Raw genomic sequence first — 13,341 nt, 5'->3', positions numbered from 1 at the left:
TACGGACAAGATGACGAAAGCCGATGAGTCGGATTCGCAGCGGCAGCGCAGCCAGACACTCGTGCGCGGTCTCGAGATCCTCGATGCCGTTGCGGATCGTTCGCGCACAATAGCAGAAATTGCCGCGATGACGGGGCTCACCTACAGCACCGTCCATCGAATCGTCTCGGTTCTCCTGGAGCGGCGCTATCTGAAGGCGGACAATCCGCGCGAATTCGCACTCGGACCACGGCTGATCGAGCTCGGCTTTGCCGCCTATTCTCGAACCGATCTCGTGCGGATCGCCCGTCCGTGGCTTGAGGATCTGTCGCGTGAAACGCGTGACACGGTTCATCTTGCGCAGCTTGACGGCTGGGAAGTCGCATATCTCGACAAATTGCGCGGAGCGCGGCCGGTTGAGATCAGTTCTCGCATTGGCGGTCGAAAGCCGGTCATATCGACCGGTGTCGGCAAGGCACTGATCCTTGATGAGCCGGAGGCGACGTTATCCAGGCTTTATCACCGAGACCACCATCTCCTGCCCGGCAACATGACCGAGGCCGACTGGCTGCGCATGATGGCCGATTATCGCTCCGGCGGCTATTCCTACGACCTCGGTGAGGACGAGCCGTCGATCCGTTGCGTGGCGGCGCCGATCCGAGACGCGACCGGGCGGATCATTGCTGCCGTATCGGTCTCCTCGACTGTCGAATACATGTCGCCCGATCGCATGCGCGATCTGGTGCCCGAGGTCCAGCGGGTCGCCGCGGCGATCTCCGCCGATCTGGGCGCGCGGCCTCGCTGAGCCGCGCGTTCTCTCGTCATAGCCGCGCCCGCGCGCGACGGTCGGGCAGAGTTCAGAGAACCTTGCCCGGGTTGAGAATGCCCTTAGGATCGAGGCTCCGCTTCAGCTGGCGCAGCATGGCGAGCTCATTTTCTGATCGGCTGTAGGCGAGCCACGGCTTCTTGTGCAGCCCGATGCCGTGTTCGGCCGAGACCGAACCACCATAGGCACGAATGATCTCGTAGACGATCGTCTCGATGCCATGACCGGTGGGATCGATATCGGTGATCGGGCCCGCGACCAGATGGATATTGCTGTCGCCGGCATGGCCGAAGAAGATGACCTGGAGAGCGGGGAAGGCCGTTTCCAGTGCGGCGCGGATCTCGTCGACGCAGGCGCCGATCCGGGCGAGCGGGACGGACACATCGAAATTGATTGTCGGCGCCCGGCGGGAGAGGATTTCGGCGATCCCGTCACGCAGCGACCAGAAGGCCTCGACTTCCCGCTGCGACTGGGCGATTGCCGCATCGGCGACAAGCCCCGCCTCGAAGGCGGCCTCGAGCATGGCTTCGAAGGCCGGCCGCTCGGAATCGGCGTCCGCACCCTGCATTTCGATGAGGGCGTAGATCCCATGATCGGGTTCCACCGGTGCGCGAACACCGGTCTCGGCGAGGACAGCCCGGTAATAGTCGTTCCACATCAGTTCGAAGGCGGTGACGCGCCCGGAGAGCGCGCGTTGCGCATGGCGGAGCAAACCTGCCGCCGCATCGAAATCGGCGACCGCCACCAGCGCGGCGTTGGCGCCGCCGACACCTGGATGCAGCTTGAGGACGGCGCGTGTCACCACGCCGAGCGTGCCTTCCGAGCCGATGAACAGGTGCTTGAGGTCGAGGGCGGCATTGTTCTTCGGCATGCGGTTCATCATCGAAAGAACCGTGCCGTCGGCCAGCACGACCTCGAGACCCAGAACCAGGTCGCGGGTCATACCAAAGCGGATGACGCGGTTGCCGCCGGCATTGGTCGCGATGTTGCCGCCGATCTGGCAGGAGCCGCGGGCCCCGAGGTCGAGGGGAAAGGAAAAGCCGGCATCGAGCGCCGCTTCCTGGATGCGCTGCAGGATGCAGCCGGCGCCGACGACCATCAGGCCCGATGCGCTATCGACTTCCTCGATGCGGTCCAGGCCGGCCATCGACAGCAGAACGGCGCCTTCCGAGGGAACCGCGCCGCCGGCAAGGCCGGTGCGGCCGCCCTGCGGCACGACCGGTGTGTCGTAGTCGTGGCAGACCCGCAGGACCGCCGCCACCGCGTCCGTGTCGCGCGGCGTCACCAGGGCGAGAGGCGTTCCGCCGCGCTCGTCGCTCCAGTCGCGCAGCACCGCTTCGGGTACGTCCGCGCCGCGCTTCATGTTGCTTTCTCCCACGGCGCGCTCAAGCGCGGTGAGGAGGCCTGCGGTTGATCTCTCAAAGTTCATGGGGTCCTCCCGGTCTATTCTCGAGCCGCATTTGCCGGAAAATTGCACATATTGCAAATTGATTTTACTATTTGACAACGAACGGTGCCTCTGTTTATTTCGGCCGCGCTGGGGGAGGAGCCGAGGCACCCGCCTTGCGCTCGGGTCCACGACAAAGCCCGGCAGGAGCCAGAACCAAGACCGGCAACGGTTTTTGCATTACAGGGAGGACAGACATGTCGCTTACAAAGGCCGCGCACACGCTGCGCGCAGGTTTCGTTGCCGCATTCGCATCGGCCGTACTCTTCAGCACCACCGTTTCCGCAGAGCCGGAAATCACCTTCCGCGCTGCCCATTCATCGACGCCTTCATCGACCGGCCACAAGGCGTTCGAATTCCTCGACAAGGAGCTGCGCGAGAAGTCGGGCGGTCGCATCGGGCTCGAAATCTTCCCGAACTCGCAGCTCGGTGGCGAGCGCGAGCTGGTCGAGAACATCCAGTTCGGCAATGTCGACCTGACCTTCGTGTCTTCGGCGCCGGTCGCGTCCTTCGCGCCGCAGTTCTTCGCCTTTGACGTTCCGTTCCTGTTCAAGGACCGCGAGCAGGCCTACAAGGTGCTCGACGGCGACGTCGGCAAGGAGATCCTCGCCTCGCTGAACGAGAAGGGCATGGTCGGCCTGGCCTATTGGGAAAACGGCTTCCGCCAGCTCACCAACAACAAGAAGGAAATCCGCTCTCCGGGCGATCTCGCCGGCATGAAGATGCGCACGATGGAAAACGAAGTGCACATCGCCGCCTGGCGCGCCGAGGGCGCAAACCCGGCACCGCTCGCCTTCAACGAGCTGTTCACCGCGCTCCAGCAGGGCACCTTCGACGCGCAGGAAGGTCCGATCAATCTCTTCTACGACATGAAGTTCAACGAGGTGCAGAAGTTCATCTCGAAGACCAACCATATCTATTCGCCGTGGCCGCTGCTTGCCAACCCGGACAAGCTCGCAAGCCTCTCCGATGAAGACCGTGCGATCTTCGACGCGGCCGTGAAGGCTGCCACCGACTACCAGCGTGGTCTTGCCAAGGCCGCGGACGACAAGGCTGAAGCCGCCATGACCGACGTGAAGTTCACGACGCTCACTCCGGAAGAGCTCAAGGCTTTCTCCGACAAGGTTGCCCCGATCGTCGATCTGGTGAAGGAGAAGGCTGGCGCCGACCTCGTCGATCGTCTTCTGGCTGCCGCCGGTAAGTAACTGCCCATTGTTCAAGCCCGGCGGGGTACCCCGCCGGGCTTTTCCAATTCAACCCAGTCACACTGGTATTTCGAACTGGCGCCCGCATGCCAATGCGCGAGGCGCGGGAGAAACCCATGCTCAAACTCATCGATGAGCATTTCGAGGAGGCGATCGTCGTGGCGCTGATGGCCATGATGTCGGTCCTCATCGGCGTGCAGATCTTCATGCGCTACGTGATGGGCGCTTCCTTGTCCTGGTCGGAAGAGCTGTCGCGCTACTTCTTCATCTGGGCGACCTATGTCGGCATCGCCTATGCCGTGCGCAAGGATGCCCATATCCGTGTGACCATGGCCACCGACCTTCTGTCTCCGAAGGGCCAGGCCTTCATGCGCATCCTCACTCACATCATCTTCGGCGCCTTCGCGCTCTTCGTCATGTACCAGGGCTGGTTCATGGTCGAGAAGACCTTCCGCTTCGGCCAGAAGTCCGCGTCTCTCGGCATTCCGATGGGCATCATCTATCTGGCGCCCTTCACCGGTTTCCTGCTGGTCGTGCTGCGCCTGATCCAGGCTGTCGTCATCGACCTGCGTGCCGTCGCACAAGGAGCCGCTCGATGATTTCTCTCATCCTCTTCGGCCTTCTCGCGCTTCTCCTGCTGCTTTCCGTTCCGATTGCGATTTCGCTCGGCATCGCCTCGACGGTTGCGCTCATCGTGTCGGGCAAGGTGTCCGGCTCCTATGTCCCGCAGGGCCTGGTGACCTCCATCGACAGCTTCCCGCTGATGGCGGTTCCCTTCTTCATCCTCGCCGGCGACCTGATGGGCCAGGGTGGTCTGTCGCAGCGCCTCATCAATGTCGGCCGCATGTTCTTCGGCCGCTATACCGGCGGCATGGCGATCATCGCCGTCGTCACCTGCATCTTCTTCGCCGCCATTTCCGGCTCGGGCCCGGCAACGGTCGCAGCCGTCGGCACCATCCTGCTGCCGGCCATGGCCAGGGACGGCTACAAACAGGGCTTCTCGTCCGGTCTGGTCGCCTGTTCCGGCTCGCTCGGCGTCATCATCCCGCCGTCCATTCCGATGGTCATCTATGCGACCTCGGCAAACGTCTCGGTGTCGAAGATGTTCATGGGCGGTGTAGTTCCCGGCCTGCTGATCGGCTTCGCGCTCATTGCCTATGCGTGGCTGCAGTCGAAGAAGGACGGCCAGAAGCCGGGCGACTACCGCCCTTCGGGCCGTGAGATGCTGGCCGTCCTCAACGATGCCAAATGGGCGCTCATGGTCCCCGTCATCATTCTCGGCGGCATCTACGGCGGCATCTTTACCCCCACCGAGGCCGCGGCCGTCGGCGTCATCTACGGGTTCTTCGTCGGCACGTTCGTCTATCGCGAACTGAAGCTGAAGGATCTCTACAAGATCTTTGCCGGTTCGGCCCTGACATCCGCCACCATCATGTTGATCGTCGGCACGGCGACCATCTTCGGCCGGGCGCTTGCAATCGAGGGTGTGCCGGTGATGCTCGCCAACACAATCACCTCGGCGGTCGATCAAGCCTGGCTGCTCCTGCTCGCGATCAACGTCATTCTTCTCATCGTCGGCACCTTCATGGAGACGATTGCCGCGATCATCATCCTGACGCCGATCCTGCTGCCGCTCGTGACGGCCCTCGGCATCAACGCCGAACACTTCGGCATCGTGATGATCGTCAACCTGGCGATCGGCATGGTCACCCCGCCAGTCGGCGTCAACCTCTTCGTTGCCTCGCGCGTCTCCGGTCTCTCGCTCGAAACGGTCGTCAAGGGCGCGATCACGCCGATGCTGGTCATGATCGCCGTGCTCCTCGTCATCACCTATGTGCCGGCGCTTTCGCTGGCGCTGCCAGCCTTCTTCGGAATGTAGAAAAAAGGGACCAGAAAATGAGAAAGGTCAAATGCGCGATCATCGGTTCGGGGAATATCGGTTCCGACCTGATGATCAAGGTGATGAGGACGTCGAAGCACATCGAAATGGGTGCGATGGTTGGTATTGATCCGACGTCCGACGGCCTGGCTCGGGCCAAGTGCATGGGCGTAACCACGACCCATGAAGGAATTGAAGGTCTGCTGCAGCTTCCGGAATACCGGGACATCCAGGTGATCTTCGATGCAACCTCGGCTAAGGCCCACGTCACAAACAATGCAATTCTTGGAAGGGACGGCAAGAAGGTCATCGACCTTACGCCGGCCGCGATCGGTCCTTTCACCATTCCCGCCATCAACGGCAATGCCAATCTGGATGAACCGAACGTCAATATGGTGACCTGCGGCGGTCAGGCGACGATTCCCATGGTCCACGCAGTCGCCCGGGTGTCGAAGCGCACGATCTACGGCGAGATCGTCGCGTCGATATCTTCGCGGTCGGCAGGTCCTGGAACACGCGCCAACATCGACGAGTTCACCGAGACGACATCGAAGGCGATCGAACTCCTCGGCGGTGCCGAGCGCGGGAAGGCCATCATCATTCTCAACCCGGCCGAGCCACCGCTCATCATGCGCGACACCGTCTTCGTGCTGTCACAGGGCGCAGAGCCGGAGGCGATTGAAAAATCGATCGCCGACATGGTCAAGACAGTTCAGGCCTACGTGCCAGGCTATCGCCTCAAACAGAAGGTGCAGTTTGAGGTTATCGGCGACAACGCGCCAGTGCGCATACCGGGCATCGGGCCTTCGACAGGCCTGAAGACGACTGTCTTCCTCGAGGTCGAGGGTGCTGCGCACTACCTGCCGGCCTATGCCGGCAACCTCGACATAATGACATCAGCCGCCCTTGTAAGCGCCGATCGCTGGGCCGCGAAGTTTCTTGCCACGGAGGCCGCCGAATGACCCGCCCGAATCCGAACAAGCTCTATGTGCAGGACGTGACCCTGCGTGACGGCATGCACGCTATTCGCCATCAGTATCGCCTCGATGCAGTGAAGGCGATTGCCGCGGCCCTGGATGCCGCCAAGGTCGACGCCATCGAGGTGACCCATGGCGACGGACTTGCCGGATCGACATTCAACTACGGTTTTGGCCTGCATGACGACGTTGAGTGGATTTCGGCGGTGGCGGATGTCTGCAAGCATGCCGTCGTTACCGTCCTGCTCATTCCAGGCATCGGCACCGTCCACGATCTGAAAGAAGCCTACCAGGCCGGCGCCCGTTCCGTGCGTATCGCGACCCATTGCACCGAAGCGGACGTCTCGCGCCAGCATATCGAGGCGGCCAGGTCCCTGGGCATGGACACGATCGGGTTTCTGATGATGTCGCACATGGCAGATCCGGCAAAACTCCTGGAACAGGCTAAGCTGATGGAAGCCTATGGTGCCGAGTGCGTCTACGTGACCGATTCAGCCGGGGCGCTTCTGCCAGACCAGTATGCACAGCGGGTAAAGATCCTGCGTGATGGCCTCAAGCCCGAGACCGAAATCGGCGTCCATACCCACCACAACCTGACGCTTGGCGTGGCCAACTCTGTTGCTGGCATCGAGGCAGGCGCAGTTCGCGTGGACGCGTCGCTCGCGGGCATGGGGGCAGGGGCGGGCAATGCACCGCTCGAGGCACTTGTCGCCGTCCTCAATCGCATGAATATCGATACCGGTTGCGACTTGTACCGGCTGATGGACGCCGCGGACGATCTCGTCCGACCGCTGCAGGACCGCCCGGTACGTGTCGATCGCGAAAGCCTTTCGCTCGGCTACGCAGGAGTCTATTCGAGTTTCCTGCGGCATGCGGAGAATGCGTCGAAGGTCTACGGGGTCGATGCCCGCGAGATCCTCATCGAGCTTGGCAACCGCCGCATGGTCGGTGGCCAGGAAGACATGATCGTCGACGTCGCTCTCGATCTGGCTGGAAAAGGCACGGCAGCCTGATCCGCCAGCACCATCCTGCCGGCACGGCCGGCAGGATCTCCGTCCCGAGACTTTGCGGACACCGGCGAGGGATACAGTTCTATCGACGCAGCGGCTGCGAGCCGGGGCTGTGCGGCGGTATCGCGCCACGCTTCACGTCCAAGCCAGCCCGCGGGACAAGAGACCGGCTGAAAAATCCATCTCAGCACGACCAGACAGCCCGCTTCCCGCGATACTCAAGAAACCTCTTATATAAGAATATCTTGACTTGACCATCGACCGTAATAGAGTTGGTTTCTCAAGCATGTGGAAGATGGAGGCGGTCCTATGAACATAGACCTCTCTCGCCGTAGCTTTATGAAACTGGCGGGTGCAGGTGTCGCGGCAACTTCTCTCGGAGTGATGGGGTTTGACGAAGCAGAGGCCGCCGAACAGGCCCACGTCAGACCATTCAAGTTGACGACGACCACCGAGACACGCAACACCTGTCCCTATTGCTCGGTTGCCTGTGGCATCATCATCTATTCCAAAGGCGATCCCCGAAAGGGTGAGAAGGCGGACATCGTTCACATCGAAGGTGATGCCGACCATCCCACGAACCGCGGAACGCTCTGTCCCAAGGGAGCGGCGCTCAAGGAATTTGTGAAGTCGCCCACGCGGCTCAAATATCCGATGATCCGCAAGCCCGGATCCGACAAGTTCGAGAGAATGTCGTGGGAAGATGCCTTCGATCGGATCGCGCGTCTGATGAAGGACGATCGCGACGCAAACTTCATTGCCAAAAATGCCAACGGTCTGCCGGTCAATCGCTGGGCAAGCGTCGGCATGCTCGCAGCATCGGCAACCACGAACGAAACGGCCTGGGCAACCTTCAAATTTGCCAAGAGCCTCGGAATAGTCGGTTTCGATAACCAGGCACGCGTCTGACACGGCCCAACGGTGGCGAGTCTCGCCCCAACATTTGGCCGTGGAGCAATGACCAACTCCTGGACCGATATCAAGAATACCGACCTCGTCGTCGTCATGGGAGGCAACGCGGCGGAGGCGCATCCCTGCGGCTTCAAATGGGTGACCGAAGCAAAGGCTCACCGGGGCGCCCGACTGATCGTCGTGGATCCGCGATACACACGTACCGCTTCCGTTTCCGACATGTACGCACCCTTGCGACAGGGAACCGACATCGCCTTCCTGAACGGCGTCATGAAATACTGCATCGACAACGACAAGGTGCAGTGGGAATACCTGAAGGCGTTCACCAACGCCTCCTATCTGGTCAAGGACGGCTTCGGCTACAAGGACGGGCTCTTCACCGGCTACGACGAAGAGAAGCGGGATTACGATCGGTCGAGTTGGGACTATGTCATCGGCGATGACGGCTTCGTCGTCACGGATCCCACCCTTGAGCATCCGCGCTGCGTCTGGAACCTGTTGAAGGAACACCTGGCGCCCTACACGCCCGAAATGGTGGAGCGCATCTGCGGCACGCCGACGGACAAGTTCCTGAAGGTTGCCGAGATGATCTCCGAGTGCTCGTCGCCGACCAAGACGATGACGTCGATGTACGCCCTCGGCTGGACCCAGCACTCGCATGGTTCCCAGAACATCCGCGCCATGGCGATGCTGCAGCTCATCCTCGGCAATATCGGCGTGCGCGGCGGCGGCATGAACGCACTACGCGGGCATTCCAACATTCAGGGCCTGACCGACCTCGGCCTGATGTCGCACCTCCTGACCGGCTATCTGACGATGCCGTCGGAGAAGGAGGCCGACTTCGAAACCTACATGTCGACGCGGCAGTTCAAGCCGCTTCGTCCGGGCCAGACGAGCTACTGGCAGAACTACCGCAAGTTCATGGTCTCCTTCCAGAAGGCGATGTGGGGCGATGCCGCCCGGGCGGACAACGGATGGGCTTTCGACTACCTGTCAAAGCTCGACGTTCCGGCCTACGACGTCCTGCGGATGTTCGAACTGATGTATGCGGGCAAGGTCAACGGCTATATCTGCCAGGGCTTCAACCCGCTGCTTGCCTTCCCGAACCGGGAAAAGAACACGCAGGCGCTCTCCAAGCTCAAGTGGCTGGTGACGATCGATCCCCTGGAAACGGAGACCTCACGCTTCTGGGAGAACCACGGCGATTTCAATCCTGTCGACACGGCGTCGATCCAGACGGAGGTCATCCAGCTTCCTTCGACCTGTTTTGCCGAGGACGAAGGCTCGCTCACGAATTCCGGCCGCTGGATACAATGGCACTGGGCAGGCGCCACGCCTCCGGGCGAGGCCAAACACGACACCTATATCATTGCCCAGATCTTCCTGCGGCTGCGGGAACTCTATCGCACGGAAGGAGGAGCATTCCCGGATCCGATCCTCAATCTCTCGTGGGATTACGAGGACCCCAACGAACCGACACCGGAGGAGCTCGCGAGAGAGATCAACGGTCGTGCGCTCACCGATGTGATGGACACCACGGACCCCACCAAGATCGTCGTCGCGGCGGGCAAGCAGGTGGTGAACTTCTCGCAATTGCGGGACGACGGGTCGACGATGTGCGGTTGCTGGATCTATTCCGGCTGCTTCAACGAGCAGGGCAACAACATGGCCCGCCGCGACAACAACGATCCGGACGAGACCGGCGCCTACCTCGGCTGGACTTTCGCCTGGCCGCTCAACCGGCGCACGCTCTACAATCGCGCCTCGGCCGACCTCGAGGGCAAGCCCTGGGATCCGAGCCGCAAGCTTATCGAGTGGGACGGGAGCAAGTGGTCGGGCTACGACGTGCCGGACATCGCACCCACGGCAAAACCGAGTGATGTGGGTCCGTTTATCATGAACCAGGAGGGTACGGCGCGCCTGTTCACCCGTGGCCTCATGCGCGATGGTCCGTTCCCCGCGCACATGGAGCCGTTCGAGTCACCGGTTGCGAATGTCTTCAATCCCAAGATGCGCGGGAATCCGGCGGCACGCATCTTTGTGACGGATGTCGAGCAACTGGGTACATCGGAGGAGTTCCCGTATGCCGGAACATCCTATCGCCTGACAGAGCATTTCCATTTCTGGACCAAGCACAACCGTGTCAACTCCGCACTGCAGCCGGAATTCTTCGTCGAGATCTCGCCGGAGCTCGCCCAGGAAAAGGCGGTCGAGAACGGCAGTTGGGTGCGCGTCTGGTCGAAACGGGGATCCGTCAAGGCGAAGGCCCTGGTCACGAGACGCATCCGCCCCCTCAACTGCGGCGGCAAACTCGTCCATGTCGTCGGGATACCCTTGCACTGGGGCTTCACCGGCTCGGCGCGAAAGGGTTTTGGACCGAACTCCCTCGTGCCCTTTGTCGGGGATGCCAATATCGAGACGCCTGAATCGAAGGCCTTCCTGGTCAACCTGGAACCGACCACGGCGCCGAAGGACAGGGAGGTTTCCTCATGATGGACAGCCCTCGCACCGCCGTAAGCAATCCGCCGGTCCAAGCGGCGGAGGCGAACCTGACCGAGCGCGACCTTGTGCGCCGTTCCGCAACCGGCGAACTTGCTCCGCCGGAGCGACAGCTGACACCGGTCGCAAAGCTGATCGACGTCTCGAAGTGTATCGGCTGCAAGGCGTGCCAATCTGCCTGCATCGAGTGGAACGATACCTATCCGGACATCGAGGAGAATGTGGGGATCTACATGAACCCCCATGACCTCACGGAAAACATGTTCACGCTCATGCGGTTCACCGAATGGGTCAACCCGGACACGGACAATCTGGAGTGGCTGATCCGTAAGGATGGCTGCATGCACTGCGCCGATCCGGGTTGCCTCGAGGCCTGTCCCGCGCCGGGCGCGATCGTCCAATACTCGAACGGGATCGTCGATTTCATCCACGAGAACTGTATCGGCTGCGGCTACTGCATCAAGGGCTGTCCCTTCAATATTCCCCGTATCTCCAAGACCGACCACCGCGCCTACAAATGTACCCTGTGCTCCGATCGGGTTGCGGTCGGCCAGGGCCCTGCCTGTGCCAAGGCCTGCCCGACGCAGGCAATCGTCTTCGGCACGAAAGAGGATATGAAAAAGCATGCGGAAGGGCGCATTGCCGACCTCAAATCACGCGGCTACGACAACGCCGGCCTTTACGATCCACCGGGTGTCGGCGGCACGCACGTCATGTATGTGCTGCACCACAACGACAAGCCACACATATACTCCGATCTGCCGGATGACCCGAAAATCTCGAAGATCGTCCACGCCTGGAAGGGCGTGACCAAGTACACGGGTCTTGCCGTGATGGGGCTCGTGGCCGCCGGGGCGATCCTTCACGGTGCCTTCGGCCGCGCCAACCGTGTCACGCGCGAAGATGAGGCGAGTGCGGAAAAGCTGGTAGAAGGCACGACCGGACCCAGGGAGGACGCTTGATGAAGGGCGCGAGAGAGATTGGTTCGGAAGACACAATTCACCGCGGACCGCCGGTCACCGTAAGTCGCTACGGGCCGGCCAAGCGCGTCAATCACTGGATCACCGCATTCAGCCTGATTTTGCTGGCGCTTTCCGGCCTGGCGCTGTTCCACCCGACGTTGTTCTTCCTGACCGGACTGTTCGGTGGCGGCCAGAACACCCGGATGCTGCATCCCTGGTTCGGCGTGGTGCTTTTCATCAGTTTCTACATATTGTTCTTCCAGTTGTGGAAGGCAAATCTCTTCATTCGCGACGACTTCAGATGGTTCACCAATTTCAATGACGTCATCGGCGGACACGAGGAACGCCTGCCGGAAATGGGCAAATACAATCCGGGCCAGAAGCTGATCTTCTGGGCGATGGCCCTGTTGATCGTCGCCCTGATCGTCAGCGGCCTGATGATCTGGGATCAATACTTCTACACCTACACCGCCATCGAGACGAAGCGCATCGCGGTCCTCACCCATGCGGTGGCGGCGGTACTCATCGTGTGCGCGTTCATCATCCACGTCTACGCTGCCTTCTGGACGCGCGGCACCATCCGGGCGATGACGCGCGGTTCGGTCACCGGTGGATGGGCCTGGAGACACCACCGCAGATGGCTCAGGGAATTGGCTGGACACGGCCGGATTGATTCTGCAGAGTAAGCGATGAATGCTGTGGCCGGTCGGTCCGCGAGGTGAAATGTCCCTGTCGCATATAGAGCCCGATCCGTCAGCGGTCGGCGGAGTTCCGAAGGCACCGTTTGCCCTGATGCCGAGGCCGGGGCAACTCTTTGCGGATCGCGCCAAGAGACTTGCGTTTCTCGCTGCAGACAGCCGACTTGCTCCCTACCTGACGTTCCTGGCGGGCATCGCGCGCATCCAGCATGAGCTTGTGGAGACGACTCCGCCTCCCGAACCGGTTTCCGCCGATCAGGTCGAGCGGGCGCGCGCCAATGCCATGCCGCCGATCGACCGGGCGGCGTTTGCCTCGTCACGAGATTTCCGTCAGGTGTGTGACCGCTTTCTGGAGGAGGCGGAGCTACTCGAAAAGCCGGCTGCGGCGGCCAAGGCGCTGACGGCCCTGCGGGCAGCGGATGAGGAGACGCTCTCGGCGATGGTTGCCAACGTCGCGGCAGAAAGCCTGCCGAGCGAGAGTCTTGCGCAGCATCTCTACCTTGCCGCGGCAGTCCAGATATACGCGGCGCGCCTCGCCGCCGGCCTGAATGGTTCGCAGCTCGTACCGGTTGGAACCGGTGTCTGCCCCGCTTGTGGCGGCCGGCCTTCTGCCTCGCTCGTTGTCGGAATACCTGGGGCGGAGGGTGTCCGCTACGCCTGTTGTTCCTGCTGCGCGACGATGTGGAACGAGGTCCGCGTGAAATGCCTTGCCTGCGGCTCCACCAAGGGCATCGGCTACCGTGCCGTGGAGACGTGGGACGAGGAGGCGACGATCAAGGCTGAAGTCTGCGACGGCTGCAACAGCTGGGTGAAGATCCTCTACCAGAACAAGAACCCGTCCCTTGAGGTGATCGCCGACGATGTCGCAAGTCTGGGGCTCGATCTTCTGATGAAGGACACACCCTACAGGCGCGCCGGTTTCGATCCGTTTCTCATAGGATATTGAT

Annotated in this window: 11 protein-coding genes; 10 read left to right on the top strand and 1 reads right to left on the bottom strand. The window is 61.6% G+C overall.

Annotated features, from left to right (window positions below; all coding sequences use genetic code 11):
- Positions 1 to 10: 10 nt before the first annotated feature.
- Positions 11 to 784 (top strand): IclR family transcriptional regulator, encoded by a 774-nt coding sequence (locus ACM6UT_RS15015; protein WP_416798148.1) that lies wholly within the window; start codon positions 11 to 13, stop codon positions 782 to 784.
- 52 nt (positions 785 to 836) lie between these two features.
- Here the strand turns inward: ACM6UT_RS15015 and ACM6UT_RS15010 are convergent, their stop codons facing one another.
- The gene (locus ACM6UT_RS15010) at positions 837 to 2,234 is read right to left on the bottom strand and encodes an FAD-binding oxidoreductase (protein ID WP_416798147.1); all 1,398 of its coding nucleotides are present in this window, start codon (positions 2,232 to 2,234) and stop codon (positions 837 to 839) included.
- 215 nt (positions 2,235 to 2,449) lie between these two features.
- On the opposite strand from ACM6UT_RS15010, the gene ACM6UT_RS15005 reads away from it, so the two are divergent.
- From ACM6UT_RS15005 to fdhE, 9 genes are all read left to right on the top strand, one after another.
- Positions 2,450 to 3,457: a TRAP transporter substrate-binding protein gene (locus tag ACM6UT_RS15005; RefSeq protein ID WP_416798146.1), complete on the top strand. Its 1,008-nt coding sequence runs from the start codon at positions 2,450 to 2,452 to the stop codon at positions 3,455 to 3,457.
- A 116-nt stretch (positions 3,458 to 3,573) separates the two neighbouring features.
- Positions 3,574 to 4,056 carry a TRAP transporter small permease gene (locus tag ACM6UT_RS15000; RefSeq protein WP_416798145.1) on the top strand — a complete coding sequence of 161 codons (483 nt, stop codon included), beginning with the start codon at positions 3,574 to 3,576 and terminating at the stop codon, positions 4,054 to 4,056.
- Positions 4,053 to 5,336, top strand: a complete 1,284-nt coding sequence (locus tag ACM6UT_RS14995) for a TRAP transporter large permease (RefSeq protein WP_416798144.1) — start codon at positions 4,053 to 4,055, stop codon at positions 5,334 to 5,336. The genes ACM6UT_RS15000 and ACM6UT_RS14995 overlap by 4 nt, the downstream gene beginning before the upstream one ends.
- A 17-nt stretch (positions 5,337 to 5,353) precedes the next feature.
- Entirely contained in the window at positions 5,354 to 6,298 is a 945-nt protein-coding gene (locus ACM6UT_RS14990) for an acetaldehyde dehydrogenase (acetylating) (protein WP_416798143.1), read from the top strand.
- Entirely contained in the window at positions 6,295 to 7,326 is a 1,032-nt protein-coding gene (gene dmpG / locus ACM6UT_RS14985) for a 4-hydroxy-2-oxovalerate aldolase (RefSeq protein WP_416798142.1), read from the top strand. The genes ACM6UT_RS14990 and dmpG overlap by 4 nt, the downstream gene beginning before the upstream one ends.
- 306 nt (positions 7,327 to 7,632) lie before the next feature.
- Positions 7,633 to 10,728 (top strand): formate dehydrogenase-N subunit alpha, encoded by a 3,096-nt coding sequence (gene fdnG, locus ACM6UT_RS14980; RefSeq protein ID WP_416798141.1) that lies wholly within the window; start codon positions 7,633 to 7,635, stop codon positions 10,726 to 10,728.
- Complete coding sequence (gene fdxH, locus ACM6UT_RS14975; RefSeq protein WP_416798140.1) at positions 10,725 to 11,696, top strand: formate dehydrogenase subunit beta; 972 nt, start codon at positions 10,725 to 10,727, stop codon at positions 11,694 to 11,696. Before fdnG ends, fdxH begins: the two co-directional genes overlap by 4 nt.
- Positions 11,696 to 12,382, top strand: coding sequence for a formate dehydrogenase subunit gamma (locus ACM6UT_RS14970; protein WP_416798139.1), 687 nt, complete (start codon positions 11,696 to 11,698; stop codon positions 12,380 to 12,382). The genes fdxH and ACM6UT_RS14970 overlap by 1 nt, the downstream gene beginning before the upstream one ends.
- 37 nt (positions 12,383 to 12,419) lie before the next feature.
- Positions 12,420 to 13,340 carry a formate dehydrogenase accessory protein FdhE gene (fdhE, locus tag ACM6UT_RS14965; RefSeq protein ID WP_416798138.1) on the top strand — a complete coding sequence of 307 codons (921 nt, stop codon included), beginning with the start codon at positions 12,420 to 12,422 and terminating at the stop codon, positions 13,338 to 13,340.
- Position 13,341: the final 1 nt, after the last annotated feature.

It is taken from the genome of Ciceribacter azotifigens, assembly GCF_048159625.1.
GTDB lineage: Bacteria > Pseudomonadota > Alphaproteobacteria > Rhizobiales > Rhizobiaceae > Allorhizobium > Allorhizobium azotifigens.
This window is presented reverse-complemented; position numbering and strand designations above follow the sequence as displayed.